Source organism: Aquabacterium humicola, from assembly GCF_030167915.1.
Taxonomy (GTDB): Bacteria; Pseudomonadota; Gammaproteobacteria; order Burkholderiales; family Burkholderiaceae_C; genus Pseudaquabacterium; species Pseudaquabacterium humicola.
The window spans coordinates 191,940-214,980 of the sequence record NZ_JARGNB010000005.1 but is presented as its reverse complement, the minus strand read 5'-3'; the positions used below and the strand labels follow the sequence as shown (position 1 = coordinate 214,980).

Annotated in this window: 20 protein-coding genes; 7 read left to right on the top strand and 13 right to left on the bottom strand. The window is 71.9% G+C overall.

Annotated elements, in window-relative coordinates:
* Positions 1-82: 82 nt before the first annotated feature.
* Complete coding sequence (locus tag P1K89_RS22170) at positions 83-973, bottom strand: DMT family transporter (RefSeq protein WP_284618704.1); 891 nt, start codon at positions 971-973, stop codon at positions 83-85.
* A 64-nt stretch (positions 974-1,037) separates the two neighbouring features.
* Positions 1,038-3,698, bottom strand: coding sequence for a S8 family peptidase (locus P1K89_RS22165; RefSeq protein ID WP_284618703.1), 2,661 nt, complete (start codon positions 3,696-3,698; stop codon positions 1,038-1,040).
* Positions 3,699-3,854: 156 nt separating this feature from the next.
* Here P1K89_RS22165 and P1K89_RS22160 point away from each other — a divergent pair, with 156 nt between their 5' ends.
* Entirely contained in the window at positions 3,855-6,197 is a 2,343-nt protein-coding gene (locus tag P1K89_RS22160) for a tetratricopeptide repeat protein (RefSeq protein WP_284618702.1), read from the top strand.
* Positions 6,198-6,230: 33 nt separating this feature from the next.
* Here the strand turns inward: P1K89_RS22160 and P1K89_RS22155 are convergent, their stop codons facing one another.
* The 7 genes from P1K89_RS22155 to P1K89_RS22125 form a co-directional block, all read right to left on the bottom strand.
* A complete protein-coding gene (locus P1K89_RS22155) occupies positions 6,231-6,968 on the bottom strand; it encodes an amino acid ABC transporter ATP-binding protein (protein WP_284618701.1) in 738 nt (245 codons plus the stop codon).
* On the bottom strand, positions 6,961-7,608 hold the full coding sequence (locus P1K89_RS22150) for an amino acid ABC transporter permease (RefSeq protein ID WP_284618700.1): 648 nt from the start codon (positions 7,606-7,608) through the stop codon (positions 6,961-6,963). The genes P1K89_RS22155 and P1K89_RS22150 overlap by 8 nt, the downstream gene beginning before the upstream one ends.
* Before the next feature lie 15 nt (positions 7,609-7,623).
* Positions 7,624-8,283 carry an amino acid ABC transporter permease gene (locus P1K89_RS22145; RefSeq protein ID WP_284618699.1) on the bottom strand — a complete coding sequence of 220 codons (660 nt, stop codon included), beginning with the start codon at positions 8,281-8,283 and terminating at the stop codon, positions 7,624-7,626.
* Positions 8,284-8,303: 20 nt separating this feature from the next.
* Entirely contained in the window at positions 8,304-9,098 is a 795-nt protein-coding gene (locus tag P1K89_RS22140; RefSeq protein ID WP_284618698.1) for a transporter substrate-binding domain-containing protein, read from the bottom strand.
* A 71-nt stretch (positions 9,099-9,169) separates the two neighbouring features.
* Entirely contained in the window at positions 9,170-9,949 is a 780-nt protein-coding gene (locus P1K89_RS22135; RefSeq protein WP_284618697.1) for a GntR family transcriptional regulator, read from the bottom strand.
* Positions 9,950-10,028: 79 nt separating this feature from the next.
* On the bottom strand, positions 10,029-10,916 hold the full coding sequence (locus tag P1K89_RS22130) for a lipase family protein (RefSeq protein WP_284618696.1): 888 nt from the start codon (positions 10,914-10,916) through the stop codon (positions 10,029-10,031).
* Positions 10,917-10,958: 42 nt separating this feature from the next.
* Positions 10,959-12,161, bottom strand: a complete 1,203-nt coding sequence (locus tag P1K89_RS22125; RefSeq protein ID WP_284618899.1) for an MFS transporter — start codon at positions 12,159-12,161, stop codon at positions 10,959-10,961.
* 163 nt (positions 12,162-12,324) lie between these two features.
* Between P1K89_RS22125 and P1K89_RS22120 the strand changes: the two genes are divergently transcribed.
* The 6 genes from P1K89_RS22120 to bchE all read left to right on the top strand — a co-directional run bounded on the left by P1K89_RS22120 (position 12,325) and on the right by bchE (position 18,199).
* Complete coding sequence (locus P1K89_RS22120) at positions 12,325-13,203, top strand: LysR substrate-binding domain-containing protein (RefSeq protein ID WP_284618695.1); 879 nt, start codon at positions 12,325-12,327, stop codon at positions 13,201-13,203.
* A gap of 138 nt (positions 13,204-13,341) precedes the next feature.
* Positions 13,342-14,586 carry a 2Fe-2S iron-sulfur cluster-binding protein gene (locus P1K89_RS22115; protein WP_284618694.1) on the top strand — a complete coding sequence of 415 codons (1,245 nt, stop codon included), beginning with the start codon at positions 13,342-13,344 and terminating at the stop codon, positions 14,584-14,586.
* A complete protein-coding gene (locus P1K89_RS22110) occupies positions 14,586-15,170 on the top strand; it encodes a hypothetical protein (protein WP_284618693.1) in 585 nt (194 codons plus the stop codon). The genes P1K89_RS22115 and P1K89_RS22110 overlap by 1 nt, the downstream gene beginning before the upstream one ends.
* Entirely contained in the window at positions 15,167-16,042 is an 876-nt protein-coding gene (locus tag P1K89_RS22105) for a cytochrome c3 family protein (RefSeq protein ID WP_284618692.1), read from the top strand. The genes P1K89_RS22110 and P1K89_RS22105 overlap by 4 nt, the downstream gene beginning before the upstream one ends.
* 121 nt (positions 16,043-16,163) lie before the next feature.
* Entirely contained in the window at positions 16,164-16,643 is a 480-nt protein-coding gene (locus P1K89_RS22100) for a hypothetical protein (protein ID WP_284618691.1), read from the top strand.
* Complete coding sequence (bchE, locus tag P1K89_RS22095; protein WP_284618690.1) at positions 16,640-18,199, top strand: magnesium-protoporphyrin IX monomethyl ester anaerobic oxidative cyclase; 1,560 nt, start codon at positions 16,640-16,642, stop codon at positions 18,197-18,199. Before P1K89_RS22100 ends, bchE begins: the two co-directional genes overlap by 4 nt.
* Positions 18,200-18,214: 15 nt before the next feature.
* Here the strand turns inward: bchE and P1K89_RS22090 are convergent, their stop codons facing one another.
* The 4 genes from P1K89_RS22090 to P1K89_RS22075 all read right to left on the bottom strand — a co-directional run bounded on the left by P1K89_RS22090 (position 18,215) and on the right by P1K89_RS22075 (position 22,744).
* Positions 18,215-19,516: a UDP-N-acetylglucosamine 1-carboxyvinyltransferase gene (locus P1K89_RS22090; RefSeq protein WP_284618689.1), complete on the bottom strand. Its 1,302-nt coding sequence runs from the start codon at positions 19,514-19,516 to the stop codon at positions 18,215-18,217.
* Between the two features lie 150 nt (positions 19,517-19,666).
* Positions 19,667-20,332, bottom strand: coding sequence for a hypothetical protein (locus P1K89_RS22085; protein WP_284618688.1), 666 nt, complete (start codon positions 20,330-20,332; stop codon positions 19,667-19,669).
* 90 nt (positions 20,333-20,422) lie between these two features.
* Positions 20,423-20,599 (bottom strand): hypothetical protein, encoded by a 177-nt coding sequence (locus P1K89_RS22080; RefSeq protein ID WP_284618687.1) that lies wholly within the window; start codon positions 20,597-20,599, stop codon positions 20,423-20,425.
* Between the two features lie 180 nt (positions 20,600-20,779).
* The gene (locus tag P1K89_RS22075) at positions 20,780-22,744 is read right to left on the bottom strand and encodes a beta strand repeat-containing protein (RefSeq protein ID WP_284618686.1); all 1,965 of its coding nucleotides are present in this window, start codon (positions 22,742-22,744) and stop codon (positions 20,780-20,782) included.
* Positions 22,745-23,041: the final 297 nt, after the last annotated feature.

Sequence of the window (23,041 nt, the reverse complement as noted above, 5' to 3'; positions counted from 1 at the left end):
CACCTCGATGACTTCGGGGAGGGCTGCCGCGAGTTGTAAGGCCGGGGGGACGCCGGCGCCAACGGATTCGATTTCTATGCCCTCATCGGAAATTCCGATGAGCCCGGCCGGGCAGCAGCACCAGCCCGATCGCCGCCAGGATCAGCACGACGGCCGCGCCGTCCTGCCAGTGCAGCGCTTCGCCCAGCCACAGCGCGCCCGAGCCGATGCCCAGCACCGGGATCAGCATCACGCTGGTCGACGAGGCCACCGGGCTCAGCGTGCGCGCGAGGTAGAACCACGCCGCGTGGCAGTAGCCGAACACCAGCGCCCCGTTGTAGACGATGGCCCACAGCGCGGCGTCGCCCGGCGGCCAGCGCCAGCGCGGCGCCTCGAAGGCCAGCGCCAGCGCGCACAGCACCCCCGTGGTGGCCGCGGTCATCCAGAACGACAAGGTCAGCGTCGCGGCCGAGAGGGTGGCGCGGCGCAGCTGCTGCGTGCCCAGCCCCCACACCCCCGCGGCGAACAGGATGGCGCAGGCCGCCAGCGGCGCCCCGCCCAGGCGGCCGAGCTCGTGCCACAGCAGCAGCAGCACCGCGCCGGCCGCGGCGGCGATGCCGGCGAGCTGCCGCGACGTCAGCCGCTCGCCGTACAGCGTGCGGCCCCACAGCGCGGCGAACACCGGCATCGTGTAGCCGAGGATCGCGGCGCGGCCCGAGCTGACGTGCGGCAGCGCCAGGATCAGCAGCACGTGCCAGACCATCATGTTGGTGACCGACAGCGTCGCCGCGGCCGCCCAGTCGCGCCGCGGCAGCGTGAACGGCACCTTCAGCAGCACGAGCCCGAGCGCGAGGCAGGGCAGGCCGAGCAGCAGCGACAGCGCGCGGAAGGTCAGCGGCGCCATCTCGCCGACCGCGAGCTTCATGATCGGCCAGTTCAGGCCCCAGAACAGGGTCAGCAGCGCGAGGACCCAGAGTTGGCGGGCATGCAGCATCGGCGCATTGTCGACGCACGCGGCGCGGCACGCGCCGGCCGCGTCCTTCGATCGATAGGAATCCTCAGAAGCCGGCGGCGGCCGCCTGCTGCAGGAAGTCCGCCAGCGCGCCGACGTCCAGCATGTTCCAGTCGCGCCCGTCGTGCACCACGACGCGGCCGTTCGCCGTGCCCAGGTAGACACCGGTCGACGCGTAGTAGCGGTAGCTGTACGGCGCCTGCGTGCCGGCGCTGCCGGGCTTCGGGAACCACTGCGGGTACAGCGATTCGGCCCAGTCGAAGACGCGGTCGGCGTCGCGCCCGCGCACCGTGAAGCTCGCGCGCTGGGTCGCGGCGATGTTGCCGCTGTCGATCACCGTCAGCTGCAGCGTGAAGCTGCCGGCGGCGAGCGCTTTCACGAAGAGGGCGGCATCGGTCGTGCCGCCGCTGATGGCCGCGACGCCGCCATTGCCGTCGAGCAGCGCCCACTGCTGGCTGCGGATGCTGCGCCCGCTCTGCGCGGTCGAGGTGCTGTCGAAGCGCAGCGTGTCGCCGATCGCCGCGGCGGCCGTCGCCGGGCTGAAGCTGGCGGTCGGCCCGGACGTGCTGATGGCCAGCGGCCGGGTGGCGTTGGCCTGGCGCCCCAGCGTGTCGGTGACGGTGAGCTTGACCGTGAAGGTGGCGCTGCCGGCGCCCGAGGTGACGATCGCGACGCTCGGCGAGGTGGCGCTGCCGACGATCGAGGCGCGCGTGGCGCCGAGCACGATCTCCCACTTGTAGGCGGTGATCGTCAGGTTGGTCGCCGCGATGGAGCCGCTGCCGTCGAGCGTCATCGTGCTGCCGGGCGACACCGTGCCGGTGAGCGCCTGGATCCGCGCGGTGGGGCCCGGCGGCGGCTTCACCGTCAGCGCGACGCTGCTGGTGGCCTGCTGGCCGAGGTCGTCGGTGATCGTCAGGCGGATCGTCGCGCTGCCGAGTCCGATCGTGACCAGGCGGATGCGCCCTTCGGTGCCCGCGCCGTCGATGCGCACGACGTCCGAGCCGCTGGTGATCGCCCACTGGTAGGCGGCGATGCGGCGGCCGCCGCCGACCACCGACGCACCGGCGTCGAGCGTCATCGCATTGCCGTAGAGCACCGTCGTCGCCGACGCGTCGATGGCGGCGATCGGGCCGGTGCTGCCGGACGCCGCGGCCACCGCGCCCCCGGCATCGAGCAGGCCCGCGCCGCAGGTGCTCGTCGTGCACAGGCATTCGCCCTGCGGCACGCCGCCCGGCGCCTTGCACTGCGCCACGCTGTCGTCGTCGCTGGTGGTCGGGAACGGGCGGGCGCGGTGCTGCAGCAGCGTACGCACCTGGGCCGGCGACAGCGACGGGTTGACCGACAGGATCAGCGCCGCGGTGCCCGAGACCAGCGGCGCGGCGAAGCTCGTGCCGACCGAGAAGTGCACGCCATCGCTGTAGCCGTGGGTCGTCGGCACCGTCGTGCCGGCATTGGTGGCGGTGAGGATCGGGTACAGGCAGGGCCCGTCCGGGTTCACGCAGTTGCCGGCCGGGGCGGCGATGGCCACCTGCGGCCCCATGCTCGAGAAGCCGACCTTGGTGCCCGCATGCCGCACCCCCGCGACGGCGATCGCGCCGGGGCAGTTGGCCGGTGCGCCGACGGCCAGGCCCTCGTCGTTGCCAGCCGCGGCGACCACCACCACGCCCGCCGCGGTGATCCGGCTGACCGCGTCGGCATATGCCGGATCGCAGAAGCCGTACGAGCCGAGGCTCAGGTTCAGCACGCGCGCCGGATGGGGATTGGCTTTCGGCTCGTTCGACAGGCCGGCGGCCCACAGCATGCCGGCGATGATGTCCGAGTCGCGGCCGCCGCACTTGCCGAGCACGCGCACCGGCAGCAGCATCACGTCGCGGCCGACGGAGGCCATGCCGATGCCGTTGTCGGTCAGCGCGCCGATCAGCGCCGAGGTCTGCGTGCCGTGCCAGCTGCTCGAATCGGCCCCCGAGCCGGGGCCGCAGTCGTCCTGCGCGACCCAGTCGCCGGGATCGGCCGGATCGTCGTCGCGCGTATTGCCGTCGCGCGCCATGCTGAGGCTGCTGATGAAGTCGTAGCCCGGCAGCAGCTTGCCGGCGAGGTCGGGATGCCACGGCAGCACGCCGGTGTCGATGTCGGCGACGACGATGGACGGCGAGCCGGTGCTGTACTGCCACGCGCCCACCGCGTTGATCGCCGAGACCAGCGTCGCATCGGGCGCCTGCAGGTACCACTGGCCGGCCGCCGGCGAGATCGACGGCTGCGCGGCGAAGAGCGGATCGTTCGGCAGCGCGAGCGGGAAGCGGCGCCGGTCCGGCACCGCGTACTCGACGTCGGGATCGGCGGCCAGCCGGGCGGCCAGCGCGGCGGAGCTGAGGCCGGGCGCCCCGCGCAGCGCCTGCATGCGCGCATCGATCACGCGGCCGTCGGTCAACGCCAGGCCGGTGCGCAGCGACAGCGTGGCCGCGGCCTGCGGTCCGGGCGGGCGCCGCGGCGCCGCACCGAGCGCCCGCATCGCGGTGGACGCGGGGCGCAGCTTGACGATCACCCGCGGACCTTCGAGCGCATCGGCGCGGGCATCGGCCGCGGCCTGCTCGGCGGCGCCCGGCGCGCGGCGCGCCGGGTTGTGCTCGGCCGCGACGGTCGCCAACGAGCACAGGGCGGTGAAGAGGAACAGGGCGACCCTGGCGGTCGCGATTCTGGCCAGACGCATGCGAACACTCCGTCGGCGCATGCTACGGGCCGGCGCCGTGCCGCCGGGCCATTGGCGAGCGCCGCAAAAGGCTGCGAAAGGTAAAGCCGGCGGTGGAGCGGTCGCATGTCACGCGGGGACCGTCGCCGAGCCCCCGTCGCCGACAATGGCCGCCCGATGGCCCCGAGTCCTTCCGCCCCCGCCGCGTCCGAGGCGCCGAGCCCCTTGCAGCGCGAGGACGAGGAGCGCTTCGACCGCGCGCGTGCGCTGCACCGCGCGGGCCGCCTCGGCGAAGCGCGCGCGCTGTACCAGGCGCTGCAGGCCCGCCATCCGCGCAGCGTGCCCTTGGCGAACCTGCTCGGGCAGCTGCACTTTCAGGAAGCGGCCTTCGACGAGGCCTGGCGGCAGTTCGAGGCTTCGCTGGCGCTCGAACCGGCGCAGCCGGACATCCTCGTGCATGCCGCGGCCGCGCTGCGGCGCCTGCAGCGGCCCGACGAGGCGCTGGCGCTGCTGGACCGCGCGATCGTGCTCGCGCCGCGCCATGCCGGCGCGCACAACAACCGCGGCCTGCTGCTGCACGAGACGCTGCGGCGCCCGCAGGCGGCGCTGGCCTGCTTCGAGGCCGCGCTGCAGGCCGATCCCCGCCATGCCGGCGCGCTGTTCAACTGGGGCAACGCGCTGCGCGTGCTGGGCCGGCTGGACGAGGCGATAACGCGCTACGACGCCGCGCTGGCCCTGCAACCGGCCTTCGCCGAAGCGCTGAACAACCGGGGCGTCGCGCTGCGCCGGCTCGGCCGCCTGCGCGAGGCGCTCGACAGCTTCACCCGGCTGGCCGCGCTGCAGCCGCGGCGCGCCGATGCGCAGGTGCAGCTGGCGCAGCTGCTGCAGGCGCTGGGCCGCGACGACGACGCGCTGGCCGCCTACGAGCGGGCGCTGGCGCTCGATCCGCAGCGGCCCGATGCGTGGACCGACCGCAGCGTCGCGCTGAAGGCGCTGGGCCGCCCGGCCGACGCGCTGCACAGCATCGACCAGGCCATCGCACGCGCGCCGGGCCAGGCCGACCTGCACGCCAACCGCGGCAATACGCTGCGCGAGCTGGGCCGCTTCGACGAGGCGCTGGCGAGCTACGACACCGCGCTGGCGCTGTCGCCCGGGCATGGCCGCGCGCTCGAGCTGGCGCTGCTGACGCAGCTCGAGCTCTGCGACTGGTCGCAGCTGGCCGAGCGCTGCACCCGCCTGGCCGCGCAGGTGCGCGAGGACCGGTATGCCGGCTCGCCGTTCGTGCTGCTGGCGCTGTTCGACAACCCGGCATTGCAGCGGCGGGCCGCGCAGGCCTGGTCGGCGCGCCTGGCGGTGCGGCCGGCGCCGCCGCTGCCGCAGGCGCGTGAGGCGGCCGGCGGGCGGCTGCGCATCGGCTACTTCTCGTCCGACTTCGGCGACCACCCGGTGAGCCACCTGCTCGCGGCCGTGCTCGAGGCGCACGACCGGCAGCAAGTCGAGGTGCTGGCCTTCGGGCTCGGGCCGCGGCGCGACGATCCCTGGCGCCGGCGCGTCGTGCAGGCGGTCGACCGCTTCGTCGACCTGGGCCCGCTGGCCGACGACGAGGCCATCGCGGCGGTGCGCGCGCAGCGGCTGGACGTGGCGATCGACCTCAACGGCTGCACCCGCGGCCAGCGCCTGGGCCTGTTCGCCGCGCGCTGTGCGCCGGTGCAGGCGAGCTACCTCGGCTACCCGGGCACGCTGGGTGCACCCTTCATCGACTACCTGGTCACTGATGCGGCGATGGCGTCGCCCACCACGCGGCCGCACCTGGCCGAGCGGCTGATCACGCTGCCGTGCTTCCAGTGCAACGACGTGCTGGCGCCAGCCGGGCTGCCGATCGATCGCGTCCAAGTCGGCCTGCCGGCTGAGGGCTTCGTCTTCGCGTCGTTCAACAGCAACCACAAGCTGACGCCGGCCGTGTTCGCCGGCTGGCTGCGGGTGCTCGGGCAGGTGCCCGGCAGCGTGCTGTGGATCTACCTCGACCGCGCCTCGGCGCTGCCGCGCCTGCGCGCCGCGGCCGAGGCCGCCGGCATCGATCCGCACCGGCTGGTGCCGGCCGCGCGCGTGCCGCTGGCAGAGCACCGTGCGCGGCTGGCGCTGGCCGACCTGTTCCTCGACACCTTCCCGTACAACGCCGGCGCGACCGCCAGCGATGCGCTGCGCGCCGGCGTGCCGGTATTGACGCGGCGCGGCGAGAGCCTGGCCAGCCGCATGGGCGCCAGCCTGCTGCACGCCGTCGGGCTGCCCGAGCTGGTGACGGCCTCGGTGGCGGACTACGAAGCCGCCGCGGTGGCGCTGGCCACCGATCCGGCGCGGCTGCAGGCGCTGCGCGCCCGGCTGGCCGCGGCGTTGCCGGCGAGCCGGCTCTTCGATCCGCGGCGTTTCGCACGCAGCTTCGAGGCGGCGTGCGCGGCCGCGCATCGGCACCATGCCGCCGGCCTGGCGCCGGCGGACCTCGTGATCGACGGGCAGGACTGAGCGGCGCCGGCGCGCGGCAGCGGCCGGCAGGCGTCAGTGCAGCGCCGACAGGAAGCTCTTCAGCTCCGGCGTCTGCGGCGCCCCGAACAGCGCCTCCGGCGCACCGATCTCGTGGATGCGGCCGGCGTGCATGAAGACCACGCGGTCGGCGACGCGGCGCGCGAAGTTCATCTCGTGCGTGACCATCAGCAAGGTCATGCCGTCGTCGGCCAGGCGCTCGACGACCTTCAGCACTTCGCCGACCAGCTCGGGGTCGAGCGCCGAGGTGATCTCGTCGCACAGCAGCACCGCCGGCTCCATCGCCAGCGCGCGCGCGATCGCCACGCGCTGCTGCTGGCCGCCGGAGAGCTGATCGGGGTAGGCCGCGAACTTGTCGGCCAGGCCCACGCGCTCGAGCAGCGCGCGGGCGCGCGCCTCGGCCTCGGCCCCGCGCCGCGCCTTCACCAGCGAGGGCGCCAGCATGATGTTGCGGCCGACGTCGAGGTGCGGGAAGAGGTTGAAGCTCTGGAAGATCATGCCCACGTGCTGGCGCAGCGCGCGCATCGCGGTCGCATCGCCGTGCTTCAGCGGCTGGCCGTCGACGGTCAGTGCGCCGTCGTCGAAGGTCTCCAGCCCGTTGATGCAGCGAAGCAGCGTGCTCTTGCCCGAGCCGCTCTTGCCGATGATGGCGATGACCTCGCCGCGCTGGACCGCCAGGTCGATGCCCTTGAGCACCTCGTTGGCGCCGAAGCGCTTGCGCAGCGCCTGGATGTTCACGATGGGATCAGCCATGGTGCAGCTTTCTTTCCATGCCCCGGCTCCAGGCCGAGATCGGGTAGCAGAGGACGAAGTACAGCAGCGCGACGCACGCGTAGACGGTGAACGGGCGGAAGGTGGCGTTGGTGATCATCGTGCCGGCCTTCGTGAGCTCGATGAAGCCGATCACCGACGCCAGCGCAGTGCCCTTGATCACCTGCACCAGGAAGCCCACCGTCGGCGGCAGCGCGATGCGCAGCGCCTGCGGGCCGATCACGTGGCGCAGCTGCTCGGGCAGGCTGAGCGCGAGGCTGGCCGCGGCTTCCCATTGCCCCTTCGGGATCGCCGCGACGCAGCCGCGCCAGATCTCGGTGAGGAAGGCGCTGGCGTACAGCGTCAGCGCCAGCGCCGCGGCGGTCCAGGCCGAGACCTCCAGCCCGAGCAGCGCGAGGCCGAAGTAGGCGAGGAACAGCTGCATCAGCAGCGGCGTGCCCTGGAACAGCTGCACGTAGCCGCCGACGAGGCGATCGGCGCCGGGCCACCGCGCCAGCCGCGCGCCGAGCAGGCTTAAGGCCACGAGGCCGCCGCCGACGAAGGCGATGACGGACAGGACGATCGTCCAGCGCGCCGCGAGCAGCAGGTTGCGCACAATGTCCCAGAGGCTGAAGTCGACCATGGCGGTTCTCCGGGCTCAGCGTCCGAACACGAAGCGCGGGCCGGCCCAGTGCAGCAGCTGGCGCAGCGCGATGGCCAGCGCCAGGTAGGCGGCGGTGGCGACGAGGGTGGCCTCGAAGGCGCGGAAGTTGCGGCTGTGGATCAGGTTCGCGGCATAGGACAGCTCCTGCGTCGCGATCTGCCCGCACACCGCGGAGCCGAGCATCACGATGATGATCTGGCTGGTCACCGCCGGCCATACGCGCTTGAGCGCCGGCGGCAGCACGACGCGGGTGAACACCTGCGTGCGCGTCAACGCGAGGCTCAGGGCGGCCTCGACCTGGCCGCGCGGCGTCGCGGCGATGCCGGCGCGCACGATCTCGGCCGCGTAGGCGCCGAGGTTGATCACCATCGCCAGCGCCGATGCGAGCTCCGGCGTCAGCTTCACGCCGAGGCTGGGCAGTCCGAAGAACAGGAAGAACAGCTGCACGATGAAGGGCGTGTTGCGGATCAGCTCGACGTAGGCGCCGACGATCGCGCGCAGCCACGCCGGCCCCTCGCTGCGGCCCCAGGCGCAGGCGATGCCCAGCGCCATGCCGAGCGCGGCCGACACCGCGGTCAGCGCCGCGGTGACGCCGATACCCTTCAAAAGCAGCGGCCACTCGGCGAGCACCGCGCCGAAGTCGAGAATCACCATGTCGAGCCCTGCGCCGCGGCTCAGTTCGGCAGCTCGCCGGCCGGGCGGCCGAGCCACTTCTTCGCCAGCGCGTCGAGCTCGCCGGCGGCCTTCGCGGCGGCGATGACCTCGTTGACCTTCGCGCGCAGCTTGTCCTCGCCCTTGGCGATGCCGATGAAGTTGGGCGAGTCCTTGATCAGCAGCTTGTATTCGGCATTGAGCTGCGGATTGCGCTGCATCATGTTGCCGGCCACCGACGCGCCGGTGGCGATCACCTGCACCTGGCCCGAGACGAAGGCCGACACGGTGGCGTTGTTGTCCTCGAAGCGCTTGATGTCGGCGCCCGCGGGCGCGAGCTTGGTGAGCTCCATGTCCTCGATCGCGCCGCGGGTGACGCCCACTGTCTTGCCGGCGAGCTCGGCGAAGCTCTTCAGCGGCAGCGTCTTCGAGGCGAACACCGCCTGGAAGAAGGGCGAGTAGGCGGCACTGAAGTCGATGACCTTCTCGCGCTCGGGGTTCTTGCCGAGCGTGGAGATCACGAGGTGCGCCTTCTTCGTCTGCAGGTAGGGGATGCGGTTGGCGCTGGTCACCGGCACCAGCTCGGCCTTCACGCCGAGCTTGGCGGCGATCAGGTTGGCCATGTCCACGTCCAGCCCCTGCGGCTTCAGGTCGATGCCGACGAAGCCGTAGGGCGGGAAGTCGGTCGGCACGGCGATCTGGATGGTCTTCTTCGCGACGATGTCGTCGAGCGCGGTCTGCGCCTGCGCGCCCAGCGGGGCGAGCAGCGCGGCCGCGGCGAGGGCAAGGCCGAAGGTGGTGGCAAGGCGGCGGTTCATGGCGGTTTCTCCAGGGTGGCGGTGTCGGTGAGGGGAAGGGTCGGGGTCGAGGTCGGGCTCGGGATGTGGGATCAGGCGGAGGCGTCGGGCGCCTGGGAGGGATCGATCAGGTCGGAAAACAGCCGGCGCTGCGGCTGCAGCGCGGCGCGCAGGCGCTGCAGCGGGTCGTCCGCGCGCGGCGGCTCGACGAGCTCGCGCGCGATCAGCGCCAGGTGCTCGCGCAGCAGGCCGGCCGCGGCGGCGTGGTCGCCGGCTTCCAGCGCGGCGACGATCTGCGCATGCTCGGCGCAGGAGCGCGCGGCGTCGGTGCCGGACTGGTAGAGCGCGGCGATCAGCGTCGTGCGCGCGGTGAGGTCCTTCAGGATCTCGGCCAGCAGCGGGTTGCCCGCGCAGTCGGCCAGGCAGACATGGAATTCACCGAGCAGGTAGCTGCGGCGCGCGGCGTCGCCATCGCGGATCGCGCGCTGCTCGTCGGCGACGTGGCGCTGCAGCCGCTCGATCGCCGGCCGCTGCAGCGGTGCGGGCAGCATCTGCACCAGGCCGGTCTCGATCGCCAGCCGGGCATCGAACGCGCTCTTGGCCTCGGCCGCCGAAGGCTCGATGACGAACCAGCCGCGGCGCGGCCGCACCTGCACCATGCCGCGCGCCGAGAGGCGGCTCAAGGCCTCGCGCACCAGCGTGCGGCTGACGCCGAACAGGTCGGCCAGCGACTGCTCGCCCAGGCGCTCGCCGGCGGCCAGGCGGCCGGCGAGGATCGCGTCGACGATGCGGTCGGCGATCGCGTCCGGGCTGCGCAGCGACTCGGCGTGGTGCGCCGGGTCCCCATCCTGGGGCGTGGTGCGTCGATTCATTGCATGGAGGTCTTGTATGCAAGCATCCATGCAAGATGAGGGCCAGGGCGTAGGCCCTTCCCGCCGCCGTCCCGCGACGTCAGGTGGGCGGCGTCCCCTCCGGCCACAGCGCGCGCCGGTAGTTGTGCGGCGCATGGTCGGCCAGCATGCGCACCGGCACGTTGCCGCGGCGCCAGGCGTGGTGCCACAGGTAGTCCAGCCGCGCCGCGGTGCGATCGGCGAAGACGGCCAGGGAACCGATGCCGGGTCGCTCGAGGCCGTGGCGGTCGATGTAGCGCCGCGCGCCGGCATGCCGGAAGCGCAGCGGCGGCGGAACGCGCGCGACGAGGTCGCAGCAGTCGACGAAGCGCTGCACGTCGGGCACCTGCGCCAGCAGCCGCGCGACGAAGGCCGCGTCGCCGACGCGCGGCGAGCCGATGCTCACGAGCCGGTCGGCACCGGACGGCAGCGCCAGCAGCGTGGCGATCGCGCCGCCGAGGCTGTGGCCGCAGACCAGCAGGCGCCGGCGCTGCGGCGCCACCTGCGCCAGCCAGGGCTTCACCGCCGCCCACAGGCCGAGCGAGGTTGCGGCGAAGCCGGCGTGCACGCGGCCGATGCGCTGCGCGTCGCCGCCGCGGTCGAGCGACCAGCCGACCAGCCAGCTGCGCGCGTCGATGACGAGGTCGCGGCGGCGGTCGACCTGCGTGCCGCGAAAGGCCAGCAGCACCAGCCCGTCCGCTGCGCGCAGTGCGCCGAAGCCCTGGCCATCGGTCGCCTCGTGCTCGAAGCACTGCAGGCCGTCGAAGCCGGCGCGGGCCAGCGCCTCCTGCAGCCGCTGCCGCTCGGTGGGGCGTTCATCCCAGCGGTAGTAGGCCAGCCGTGCGGCCTCGGTGGCCAGCGCGATCTCCTGCGGCGCCGGACCGTCCAGCAGCGGCGACTCGGCGCGCTCCGGCTGGAAGAGGGCGGTCAGCGTCGCGTCGTAGGGCATGGCGGCCGCAAGGCTAGCGCGGCGTGCGCGCCGGCGCCATCGTCAGGCATGCGGACCGCCGGCGGCACCGGCCGGCGGCGCGACGGCCCAGGCGCGCGCGAAGCTCCAGGCGCCGAACGCCGCCAGCACCAGCAGCGCCCCCAGCAGCGTGCCGAAGCCGCCGCGGCCTTCGAGCAGCCAGCTGGCGCCGATCGGGCCGGCCGCGCGCGCCAGCAGCGCCGGCATGCCGAGCGTGCCGCTGAGCAGCGCGTAGCGCTCGGCGCCGAAGAGCGCCAGCGGCGCGGTCGCGCGCACGATGGTCATCAACCCGAGGCCGGCGCCGTAGGCGACGACGAACACGCCGCACAGCGGCGCCCAGCCCGGCGCCAGCGCCAGCGCGCCGAGCGCCAGCACGATCAGCGCCAAGGTCGCGAGGCCCATCCGGCGTGCATCGAGCCGGTGGCCGGCGATGAGCTCCAGCAGCCGGCCGGCCACCTGCATCGGCCCGATGCAGCTCGCCAGCACGATCGCGGTGCCGCTGCCGAGGCCGCGCGACTGCAGCAGCGGCAGCATGTGCGCGGCCAGCGCCGCGGTGAGCAGCCCGTTGGCGACGAAGCAGGCGCCCAGCAGCAGCAGCGCGCGGCGCGGGGCACCCCCCAGCGCGGCCGCCGTGGTCGGCCGGCCCGGCGCGCCATCGCGTGCCCCGCGGTGCCGGGCCGGCAGCAGCGCCGCGTGCAGCGGCGCACAGAGCAGCAGGTGCATCAGTCCGTAGGCCAGCGCGGTGTCGCGCCAGCCGATGCGCTGCACCAGCGCGCTGGTCAGCGGCCAGAACAGCGTGCTCGCGAGGCCGCCGGCCAGCGTCAGCGCGGTGATCACGCGGCGCCGGTCGGCGGTGCCGGCCTGCACGACGATGGCGAACGCCGGCTCGTACAGGGTCAGGGCCATCGACAGGCCGAGCACGGCCCACGCCGCGTACAGCGCCGGCAGCGACCCGGCCATCGACAACAAGACGAAGCCGAGGCCGGCCAGCAGCGAACCCGCGCCCATCACCACGCGCCCGCCCCAGCGCTGCAGCACGAGGCCGATCGCGCCGGTGGCCAGCGCCCACACCAGCAGCCCGGCCGAATAGGCTCCCATCACCGCCGGGCCGGCGGCCTGCAGGTCGGCCTGCAGCGGCGGGGCGAGCACGGTGAAGGCGTAGAACAGGCTGCCCCACGACAGCAGCAGCGTCACGGCCAGGGCGGGCACGAAGGCGGGCAGGGACATCGGCAAGGGGCGGCCCTCGTTCGGGGCCAGGGATCGCGGGGAGGGCCGCAGTCTGGACAGGGCCACCGGCCGGCGCAAACGAGATTTCTGCCAAGATGCGTTGAGCGCTGCTCAACACCCCCCTCCACCCGGCCCCACCCCGGCCCCGCCTGCGACCGCGCCGATGCCCGCCCGTCCGCCGCTGAATGCGCTGCATGTCTTCTGCGCCGTCGCGCGCCATGGCGGCATCCGCGCCGCGGCCGAGGTGCTGTGCGTGACGCCCGGCGCGGTGACGCGCCAGGTGCAGGCGCTGGAGGCCCACCTCGGCGAGGCGCTGTTCGAGCGCGGGCCGGCCGCCGCGCAGCCGACCGAAGCCGGCCGCCGCCTGCTCAAGCGCGTCGGCGAACGCCTGGAGGTGATCGTCGATGCGCTGTCGCCCGCCGGGGCCGCGGGCCGGCGCCGCGCGATCGTGCGTGTCGACACCGGCGTGACCCTGGCGATGCACTGGCTGATCCCGCGGCTGCGCGGCTTCGCCGAACGCCATCCGCAGATCGAGGTGCAGGTGCGCACCACCGACGGCGACATCGACCCGGCCTCCGGCGCCGACGTCTACATTCGCCGCGACCAGGCCGAGCTGCGCGGGCTGCCGGCGCAGCGCCTGCTCGTCGAGCAGTCGCTGCTGGTGGCGGCTGCCGCACACCCGGTGCTGACGTCCAAAAGCAGCGGCCTGCGCGCGCTGGCGCGCTGGCCGCGCATCGGCGCGCGGTCGCGGCCGGACCTGTGGCCGCAGTGGGCGCAGCAGCACCGGGCCGCGCCGGCGGACTGGGCGCCGACGCTGGCTTTCGACAACACCGTGCTCGCGATCCAGGCCGCGGCCGAAGGGCTGGGCCTGGCGGTGCTGCCCGAGCTCTTCATCGCCGGCATGCTGGACGCCGGCACGCTGCGCGCGGTGCGGCCGCAACGCATCGAGACCGGCGCCTATGCCGTCGCGATCGGCCGGCGGCGCGAATCGGCGCGTGTGCTCGCCTTCGTCGACTGGCTGCACGCGACGGCCCGCGCCTGACGGCTGCCAGGGGCACCGGCAGCGCAAGCTGCCCCCGTTGATCGCAGTCAATCGGGTGCGAGCGGCACCACCCCAGAATCGATCGAACCCGCTCGCCACGCGCCAGGTGGACCGGACCGTGTGGCGCCACCCTGATCGATGACCGCCGTTGAACTGCTCGGACTGATCATTGCCGCGCTGCTGCTGCAATTGATGGCAGGGGTCGGCGTGACGGTGATGCGCCGGCGGGCGGCGGCGGCGATGGCGCCCGCTGCAACGGGGCTCGAAGGGGCGGCGCCGTCGACGAGTGCATGGGCCGGGTGGCGCGCGTTTCGCGTCGTGCAGCGCGCCTTCGAGGACCCGGCGCAGTCGCAGTGTTCGTTCCACCTGCAGCCCGTCGATGGCCAGCCGCTGCCGGCATTCAAGCCCGGGCAGTTCCTGACCTTCACGCTGGAGGTCGGCCCGCCGGCTTCGCCCGCCACCGCAGGATCGCGCGTCATCACGCGCTGCTACTCGTTGTCCGATCGTCCCGATCCGTCCTTCTACCGCGTGACGATCAAGCGCGTGCCGCCGCCGGCGGATCACCCCGAGTTCGCGCCGGGCCTGTCGTCGAACCACTTCCATGACCACGTGCGGGTCGGCGACGTCCTGCGCCTGAAGGCCCCGGCCGGGCACTTCTTCATCGACCCGGACCCGAACGTGCCGGTGGTGCTGATCGGCGGAGGCATCGGCATCACGCCGATGATGAGCATGCTGCGCTGGTGCCTGGCCGAACAGCCGCAGCGCACGGTCCACCTGTACTACGGCTTGCGACACGGCCACGAGCACGCCTTCAAGCCGGTGCTCGAGCAGATGGCCGCCGCTCACCCGCCGCTGCGCCTGCACATCGTCTACAGCCGGCCCGGCGAGACCGATGTCGAAGGTCGCGACTACCAGCACCGCGGCCATGTCGATGTCGACCTGTTGCGGCGCACCTTGCCGCACGGACGCCACCAGTTCTACGTCTGCGGGCCCCCGGCCATGATGGAGGCGCTGGTGCCGGCCCTGGCGGCCTGGGGGGTGCCGCTTGCGGACCTCCACTACGAAGCCTTCGGCCCGGCATCCGTCAGGCTGCCCGGGACACCTGAAGCGCCGGCGTCGCCCGCCGCAGCACTCGACGTGCGGTTCAGGCGCTCCGGCCGGACGCTGGCCTGGGAGGGCCGGGATCCCTCGCTGCTCGACTTCGCGGAGCGGCACGGCATCGTGGTCGAGTCCGGCTGCCGCTCGGGCGGCTGCGGGAGCTGCGAGACCCGCCTGCTCGAAGGCACGGTGCAGTACGACCACGCACCCGACCACGACGTCGCGCCCGGCCATTGCCTGCTCTGCGTCGGCCGGCCGACTTCGGCCGTGGTGCTGGAGGCCTGATGCCGCAGCGCCCGAGACTCCTGACGCGCGAGGTGCTGCCCTTCTTCGGCAGCTTTGCCGCACTGGTGCTGATCGCGCTGGCCTTCGACGGCCTGCTGCACCTGTTCGACCTGCTGTGGGTCGGCCGCTGGCTGGGCATTCCGGGCACCCTGCTGATCATCGGCTCCACCGCCTACTCGCTGCGAAAGCGGCAGCTCATCCGGCGCGGTCATCCGGCGAAGCTGCTGCGCTGGCACGAGTTGCTGGCCTGGCTCGGATCGCTGCTGGTGCTGGTGCATGCAGGCGTGCATTTCAACGCCATCCTCGGATGGCTCGCCGTGTGGGCCATGCTGATCAACGTGGGCAGCGGCCTGACCGGCAAGTTCCTGCTGGATCGCGCGCGCCGGCGCATGGAGCAGGCCCGCCAGCGCATGCGGGACCGCGGCTTGAGCGAAGGGGAGCTCGAGGACCGGCTGTACTGGGACAGCCTGACCTTCGACGTGGTCACGCAGTGGCGCGTGGTGCACTTCCCGATCACGCTCGCGTTCAGCGTGCTGGCGACGGTCCACATCGCGGCCGTCTTCCTGTTCTGGGGCTGGAAGTGAAGAAGCGCCCCCTCCTGCTGGTCGTCATCGCGCTCAACCTGCTCGTGCTGGTGGCGCTGGCCTTCGTGTACCCGCACCTCATGGTGAGCCCGGGCCCGCTGGTCAAGGGCCATGCCGAGCTCGCCACCGACTGCTTCGCCTGCCACTCGGCATGGCGCGGCGCCTCGTCCCGACGATGCACGGCGTGTCACGTGACGGCCGACGTCGGCTTGAAGACCACCAAGGGCGTGCCGATCCCGAGCCGGACCGTGAAGGTGTCGTTCCACCAGCAACTGATCGAGCAGGACTGCATGGCCTGCCACAGCGACCACCAGGGCCCGAAGTCCACGAAGCGCAGCCGCAAGCCGTTCTCGCACGGCTTGCTGCAGGTCGCCGTGCGCGACACCTGCTCCTCCTGCCACGCGACACCCAGGGACACCGTGCACCGCGACCTCAAGGCCGAATGCTCGAAATGCCACGAGAGCACGGCATGGAAGCCGGCCCATTTCGACCACGCGCTGCTGGCCAAGGCCGAACTGGATCGGTGCGAGCGCTGCCACAACGCGCCGACCGACCGCCTGCATCGCCAGGTCCAGGGGGGCTGCCAGTCCTGCCACCGGACCGGCGCCTGGAAGCCGGCCACCTTCGACCACGACAAGTCCTTCGTGCTCGACCGCGACCATCAGGCCCCCTGCGAGACCTGTCACAGGAACAGCGACTACAGCCGCTACACCTGCTATGGGTGCCATGAGCACTCGGAAGCGAAGGTTCGCCAGGAGCACATCGAGGAAGGCGTGCGGGACTTCCAGAACTGCGTGGAGTGCCATCGGGACCCGCGTGTGGAACCGGACAAGCACGGCGGACGGGAGCGGGGCGGGAGGAAGAAGGACTGAGGTCCCGCGCGCTCGTTCACGCCCGCTTCACCGTCCGCTCACCGCCGGCGCCGGTTCATCGCCGGCACTTCGCAGGCGCCGCGCAGGCTCGGGGCTCCTCTCAGCCCTGGAGCGTTTGCGCATGTCCTTCCGATCCCGTTGGCGCCGGTCGCGCCGGCCGCCCCAGCTGCCCCGGCTGCTGCGCTGGGCGTCCCGAATCGAAGCCTGGCCGCCGGTGACGTGGCTGATCCTGCAATGCATCGCGCTGCTGCCTGCGTCGCCGGTCGTCGCGACGCTGCTCGCCGCGGGAGTGGCCGGCGCGCAATGGCGCGGCCGGCTCGGCTGCGACTGGGCCGCGCGGCTGCATTGGCTGGCGCTGGCGGCGGCGCTGACCTTGCTCGCCCATGCGCGGGGCGATTGGCTGGGGCCGGCCGCGACGGCGCTGCTGGCGGCCGCCGCGGTGGCCGCGGCCTGGCTCGGCTTCCGCGCCGCCGAGCGCGGCCTGCGCCGCACGACGCGCCGCCTCGCCGAGCAGGCGCTGGCCCGCGTGCAGCTCGGCGCGGCCGGCAAGTGCGCCTATGCGCTGGCGCTGGTCGCCAGCTGCGCCGGAGCGCTGCGATGACACGCGTCCTGCTGATCAACCCGCCGCACACCGCGATCGGCAGCCGCATCCCGCGCGAGCACCTGCCGCCGCTCGGGCTGCTGGCGGTCGGCGGACCGCTGATCGACGCCGGCTTCGTGGTCGAGCTGCTCGACGCCGAGCTGCCGCCGCCGGGCAGCGCCGGTCACGCGGCGATGCCGCTGGGCCGGATCGTGCGCGAGGCCCGACGACGCCGGCCCGACATCGTGATGCTCGGCCACTCCGGCTCGAGCTCGGCGCATGCCACGGTGCTGGCGCTGGCGGCGCTGCTGAAGCTCGCGCTGCCGCGGCTGCTCGTGGTCTACGGCGGCGTGCATCCGACCTACCACTTCGATCAGATCCTGCGCGAGGCGCCGCAGATCGACATCGTCGTGCGCGGCGAGGGCGAAGCGACCGCGCCGGCCCTGGTGCGCGCACTGGCCGACGGCCGCCCGCTCGACGCGGTGCGCGGCATCGCCTTCCGCCGCGACGGCGAGCTCATCGCCACGCCGGCGGCCGAGATGATCGCCGACCTCGACGCGCACCGCATCGGCTGGGAGCTGATCGACCATGCGCGTTATTCGTACTGGGGCGGCAAGCGCGCGGTGGTGGTGCAGTTCGCGCGCGGCTGCCCTTACCTGTGCAACTACTGCGGCCAGCGCGGCTTCTGGACCCGCTGGCGCCATCGCGACCCGGTGAAGCTGGCGAAGGAGCTGGCGCGGCTGCACCGCGAGCACGGCGTCGAGCTGGTCAACTTCGCCGACGAGCTGCCCACCGGCTCGCGCAAGGCCTGGCGCGCGTTCCTCGAGGCGCTGATCGCCGAGCACGTGCCGCTGCTGCTGGTCGGCTCGACGCGCGCCGGCGACATCGTGCGCGATGCCGACATCCTGCACCTGTACCGCCGCGCCGGCGTGATCCGTTTCCTGCTGGGCATCGAGAGCGTCGACGAGCCGACGCTGAAGGCGATCCGCAAGGGCGCGACGCCGAGCGAGGACATGCAGGCGATCCGCCTCCTGCGGCAGCACGGCATCGTCTCGATGGCCACCTGCATGATCGGCTTCAACGAGGAGCGCGACGCCGACTACTGGCGCACGCTGCGCAGCCTGTGGCGCTACGACCCCGACCAGGTCCAGCTGCTGTTCGCGACGCCGCACCGCTGGACGCCGTTCTATGACACGGTGATCGAGCGCCGCGTGATCCAGCCCGATACGCGGCGCTGGGACTACAAGCACCAGGTGCTCGAAGCCCCGGGCAGCGTGCCGCCGTGGCGGGTGTTCATGTGGTCGAAGGCGATCGAGCTCGCGATGCAGCTGCGGCCGAAGGCGCTGATGCGGCTGGTCAGCGGCGACGCCGACTTCCGCCACGCGATGCACTGGTACACGCGCATGGGGCGACGCGTCTGGTTCCACGAGGTCGCGCAGTTCCTCTTCGATACGCGGCTGCTGAAGAACGGGCCGACGCTGCGCGAGTTCCTGGGGCCGTCTCTGGCCGCAAGCGAGTACGCGCTGGCGCGGCCGCGGCGGCGCATTCCGATCGCCGCGGCGGAACTGACCGAGTGACGCGCCGGCTGCGTATTACTCGGCGTCGGTCCAGTCGATGCGCGCGCCCAGCGCCTGCAGGTTCTCGACGAAGCCCGGATGCGCGCGGCGGATCGGCGCGGCATTGCGGATCACCGATTTCCCCGGGATGCTGGCCGCGACCATCAGCAGCGCGATCGCGACGCGAATGATGTACGGGCTCTCGACTTCCGCCGGCGCCAGCGGCTTGCCGCCGAAGGTGATCACGCGATGCGGGTCGGAGAGGAACACGTGGGCGCCGAACTTCGAGAGCTCCGAGGTCCAGCCGAGCGCGCCGTCGTAGACCTTGTTCCAGAACATCGCGCTGCCTTCAGCCTTGACGCCGATGGCGATGAAGATCGGCAGCAGGTCGACCGGCACGTAGGGCCAAGGCGCGGCCTCGACCTTCTGCAGCATGTTGCGGGTGAAGGGCTCGCGCACGCGCAGCTGGCCACCGGGCTTCACCCGCGACCAGCCGTCCCGGTGCTCGATGGTCACGCCGAACTTCGCGAAGGTGCGGTCGAGCAGCGGGAACTGGCGCGGCACCGAGTTCTTCACCACCACGTCGCCGCCGGTGATCGCGCCGAGCGCGAGGAAGGTGACGATCTCGTGGAAGTCCTCGGCGAAGGTGTACTCGCCGCCGCCCAGGCGCTCGACGCCGTGCACCGTCACCTTCGAGGTGCCGCGGCCATCGATCTGCGCGCCGAGCATCACCAGGAAGTCGCACATCTCCTGCACGTGCGGCTCGCTGGCGGCATTGGTCAGCGTCGACGTGCCTTCGGCCAGCGCCGCGCAGAGCACGAAGTTCTCGGTGGTGGTGACCGACGCGTAGTCGAGCCAGTGGTCGTTGGCCTGCAGCCGGCCGTCGCAGCGCACGGTGATCGCGTCGCGTGCGCGCTCGACACGGCCGCCGAAGCGCTCCATCACCTCGACGTGCGGATCGATCTCGCGCACGCCCAGCGTGCAGCCCTGCACGTCGTCCTCGATGCGCGCGACGCGAAAGCGCGCCAGCAGCGGCGGCACCAGCATGATCGACGAACGCATCTCCTCGGGCAGCTGGTGGCGGCGCTCGTCGAACAGCGTGTCGCGGTGGTGCACCTTCAGCACGCGGGCGGCGTAGTCGACCTCCACCGCGCTGCCGATCGAGCGGAAGAACTCGAGGATCTTGCGCACGTCGGTGATTTCGGTGATGCCGTGCAGCGTCACCGGCTCGCGCGTCAGCAAGGTCGCGCAGAGGATGGGCAGCACCGCGTTCTTGTTGGCGGAGGGCAGCACGCGGCCGGAGAGCGGCGTGCCGCCGTGGACGACGAGGTTGGACATCGGGGGGCTCGGAACAGGGCTGGAGGAAGGACGGTTGGCGGGCGCGGTCCCACCCGCATTGTCGTCCGGCGAACGGCCGGAGCTGCAAGGGAAGGTTGGCCGTGCGATGTAACGGTTTCGTCAGTGATGTCCGCCGCGGTCACACGACCGTCACCCCGCCGCCGGCACGCCGGCCCCGAAGCGCTTGGACAGGTAGGCATCGACGATCTTCACGAAGTCGTTCCAATAGGTGGGCGAGCTGATCTCCTTGCCGTTGATGCCGAACTGATTCAGCAAGTGCGGCAGCGCGTCCTGGAAACTGGCATAGGCCGAGCGGATCTGCTCTTCTCCCGGCAACCCGGTGACCCCCGGCTTGGGGGCGAGGAAGGTTCGAACGCAGCCAATGGCGGTGGCGGGGTCGCCATGGTGGAACGCCGGGTCCTTGCCGGCGATGTCGCTCATCGTCTTGTGCGGCCGGAACGGTACGCTGTCGAAGATCAGAAGCTGCTTCTGCTTCTGCCTGCCCGTGCCGAAATGAAGGGCGCCGAAGAACAGGCCGCATTCGAATGGCATGTTGAATCGGGGAAGCGGTATCTGCGGGTCGTCTCCAACCTCCACACGGCTGATGTCGTGGATCCCGTAGGCGCAGTCCCGAATGATCCTCACGATCTTGGCCAGTCGCTCGACGCCGCTGTCCTGCACCTCGAGTGCCGAACGCGGAATGAACTGCGCGAAGCAGATCGTGAACGTGATGGCGTGCAGCAGCGGGACATATTCTTCGTCGAACGGGCAGTTGATGAAGATGTTGCGGCCGTAGTTCGTGCCGGGTTCGGTCATCGTGAGTCTCCCCCTTGCCGCTTCTCGCGTCGGCTGCTCCAGAAATGACAAAGCCTCGGCTAGCGAGGCTCTTTTTGGCGTGAAAGGCGCCTAGACGGCTTCGACCACCTGGTCGACGGCGTCCTTGATCTGCTTCTCGGTCAGATGATTGGGCCGATAGGGCAGCTTCAGGGGCTTGTACACCCAGATCGCCTTCTTTTGCTGTGACGCCTTGCCGCCGCTCTTGGCGCGCTTGATGTAGGCCACTTTTCGCTCGATTTTCGCCATCGTGCGCCCTTTCGCTCGAGAGACCACGCCATTGTAGGCGGACCGATGGACCCGGCTCGCTTCGGTCCGTTGAGCCGAAACTTTAGTCAAGCCGCAGCCTCGTTCGTGAACAAGGCCGCAGCTGCCCGCCCCGCGTTTCGGGGGGGCAATCGTCATGCCGCAGCACGGAGGCCGCGCCGCTCACCCCAGCGTGAACTCCTCCGCCGACAGGATCGCCGAGCCGCCCGGCACGCCGGCCAGGTTGACCACGGCGAAGAGGATGCTGTCGCCGGCCGCGCCGAAGGTCGGGTTGTAGAACAGCTGGCCGGTCGCGGTGTTGTTGTAGATGCCCACCGGGTCGAACTGGCCGCTGCCGTTGCTGCCGCCTTCGAAGTAGTAGGCCGCGCCCAGCGTGCCGGCGTTGGTGCCCAGCGTCGACAGCAGCGCGGTGAAGATGCTGTTCTCCAGCACGATCTGGTCGTCGGTGGCCTCGCCGCCGGCGGCGGTAAAGCTGGCGCGGTCGATCAGGTCGACGTTGGTGAAGGCGTTCAGCGCGGTGTCGAAGAAGAAGCGGTCGGTCGCGCCGTCGTTGGGCGTGACGTTGTCGTTGGCGCGCAGCGTGTCGTTGCCGACGCCGCCGTGCAGCAGGTCGGCACCGGCGCCGCCTTCGATCAGGTCGTTGCCGGCATTGCCGAAGACCGTGTCGTTGCCGCCCACGCCCAGCAGCGTATTGGCCGCGCCATTGCCGTACATCGTGTTGTTGGCGGCATTGCCGGTGCCGTTGATCGCCGCGGCGCCGGTCAGCACGAGGTTCTCGACGTCGACGTCGGTGAGCGTCTCGCTGATGCTGGCATAGACCCAGTCGGTGCCCTGGGCCGCGTTCTCGCTGACCGTGTCGCCGGCGTTGTCGACGAAGTAGATGTCGTTGCCCGCGCCGCCGCTCATCGCGTCGGCGCCGGCGCCGCCGTCGATCGTGTTCGCGGCGGCATTGCCGACGATCGTATTGGCCAGCGCATTGCCGGTGCCGTTGATCGCGGCGGCGCCGGTCAGCGTCAGATTCTCGACGTTGGCATCGAGCGTGTGCGTGACCGATGCGCGCACGTGGTCGGTGCCTTCGCCGGCAAGCTCGATCACGTCGTCGCCGACGTTGTCGACGACGTACTCGTCGTCGCCGGTGCCGCCGGTCATGTCGTCGGCGCCGGTGCCGCCGTCCAGCGTGTCGGCGCCGCCTTCGCCGAACAGCGCGTCGTTGCCGCCCATGCCCTTGAGGATGTTGGCCCCGCTGTTGCCGCTGATCGTATTGGCGCCGCTGTTGCCGGTGCCGTTGACGCCGCCCGGCAGCACCAGGAAGCCGCCGCCGGGCTGCACGATGATCGAGGTCGACAGCAGGTCGAGGTTCTCGACGTTGGCGCCGAGCGTGAAGTCGGCGGCCCGCGAGCGAACCTGGTCCGTGCCTTCGCCGGCGAGCTCGGTGACGACGTCGGTCGACACGTCGACGTAGTAGGTGTCGTTGCCGCTGTTGCCGGCCATCGTGTCGGACCCGGCCTTGCCGTCCATCACGTTGTTCGCGCTGTTGCCCTTGAGGTTGTTGTTGAGGTCGTTGCCGGTGGCATGCACCGCGGTGATGCCGATCAGGTCGAGGTTCTCGACGTTGTTCGCCAGCACGTGGTCGATCGTCGAGTACACCAGGTCGACGCCGCCGAACAGGAACTCGACCGTGTCGTCGCCGACGTCGTCGACGTAGTAGGTGTCGTTGCCGAGGCCGCCGGACATCATGTCGGCGCCGGTGCCGCCGTTGAGGATGTTGTTGGCGCCGTTGCCGGTGAGCTTGTTGTTCAGGCTGTTGCCGGTGCCGTTGATCGCCAGCGCACCGGTCAGCGACAGGTTCTCGACGTAGGCCGGCAGCGAGTAGCTGATCGACGACTGCACGAGGTCGGTGCCGCCGAACAGGCCCTCGGTCACGACGTCGAGGCCGTTGTCGACGACGTAGGTGTCGTTGCCGGTGCCGCCGTTCATCTTGTCGCCGCCGGTGCCGCCGTCGAGCAGGTCGTTGCCGCCCAGGCCGGTCAACGTGTCGGCGCCGCCGAGGCCGTAGATCTCGTGGTCCGCGTTCGAGCCGGCGGTCAGCGTGTTGTTGCCTGCGTCGCCGGTGATGATGATGGCCATGATGGGTTACTCCGAAATGCAAGGGTTGATGAAGTGACCGGGGGAGACCGGTCCTCGCATCGAGCGAGGTGGCCATTGCAGTCCGGGGGTGGCTCGCGCCGCGACGTGTGCGGCGGCGGTGAATACGTCACAGCGGTCGGACGATGGCCCGACGATCGTCTTGGGGCCCCGTTCCGCGTCCCCCAAAGTCATCGGCCCCTGCGGACCGGGGGGTCCGCAGGGGCCGGATGAAGACGACGCTGCCGGCGCCTTCGGGGCGGGCGCGGGACGCGAGCCGCCTTGGGGCGGCCCGGCGGC

Coding starts and splice junctions, on each gene's coding strand:
- P1K89_RS22170 (WP_284618704.1), bottom strand. CDS start 973: ATGCTGCATGCCCGCCAACTCTGGGTCCTCGCGCTGCTGACCCTGTTC.
- P1K89_RS22165 (WP_284618703.1), bottom strand. CDS start 3,698: ATGCGTCTGGCCAGAATCGCGACCGCCAGGGTCGCCCTGTTCCTCTTC.
- P1K89_RS22160 (WP_284618702.1), top strand. CDS start 3,855: ATGGCCCCGAGTCCTTCCGCCCCCGCCGCGTCCGAGGCGCCGAGCCCC.
- P1K89_RS22155 (WP_284618701.1), bottom strand. CDS start 6,968: ATGGCTGATCCCATCGTGAACATCCAGGCGCTGCGCAAGCGCTTCGGC.
- P1K89_RS22150 (WP_284618700.1), bottom strand. CDS start 7,608: ATGGTCGACTTCAGCCTCTGGGACATTGTGCGCAACCTGCTGCTCGCG.
- P1K89_RS22145 (WP_284618699.1), bottom strand. CDS start 8,283: ATGGTGATTCTCGACTTCGGCGCGGTGCTCGCCGAGTGGCCGCTGCTT.
- P1K89_RS22140 (WP_284618698.1), bottom strand. CDS start 9,098: ATGAACCGCCGCCTTGCCACCACCTTCGGCCTTGCCCTCGCCGCGGCC.
- P1K89_RS22135 (WP_284618697.1), bottom strand. CDS start 9,949: ATGAATCGACGCACCACGCCCCAGGATGGGGACCCGGCGCACCACGCC.
- P1K89_RS22130 (WP_284618696.1), bottom strand. CDS start 10,916: ATGCCCTACGACGCGACGCTGACCGCCCTCTTCCAGCCGGAGCGCGCC.
- P1K89_RS22125 (WP_284618899.1), bottom strand. CDS start 12,161: ATGTCCCTGCCCGCCTTCGTGCCCGCCCTGGCCGTGACGCTGCTGCTG.
- P1K89_RS22120 (WP_284618695.1), top strand. CDS start 12,325: ATGCCCGCCCGTCCGCCGCTGAATGCGCTGCATGTCTTCTGCGCCGTC.
- P1K89_RS22115 (WP_284618694.1), top strand. CDS start 13,342: ATGACCGCCGTTGAACTGCTCGGACTGATCATTGCCGCGCTGCTGCTG.
- P1K89_RS22110 (WP_284618693.1), top strand. CDS start 14,586: ATGCCGCAGCGCCCGAGACTCCTGACGCGCGAGGTGCTGCCCTTCTTC.
- P1K89_RS22100 (WP_284618691.1), top strand. CDS start 16,164: ATGTCCTTCCGATCCCGTTGGCGCCGGTCGCGCCGGCCGCCCCAGCTG.
- bchE (WP_284618690.1), top strand. CDS start 16,640: ATGACACGCGTCCTGCTGATCAACCCGCCGCACACCGCGATCGGCAGC.
- P1K89_RS22090 (WP_284618689.1), bottom strand. CDS start 19,516: ATGTCCAACCTCGTCGTCCACGGCGGCACGCCGCTCTCCGGCCGCGTG.
- P1K89_RS22085 (WP_284618688.1), bottom strand. CDS start 20,332: ATGACCGAACCCGGCACGAACTACGGCCGCAACATCTTCATCAACTGC.
- P1K89_RS22080 (WP_284618687.1), bottom strand. CDS start 20,599: ATGGCGAAAATCGAGCGAAAAGTGGCCTACATCAAGCGCGCCAAGAGC.
- P1K89_RS22075 (WP_284618686.1), bottom strand. CDS start 22,744: ATGGCCATCATCATCACCGGCGACGCAGGCAACAACACGCTGACCGCC.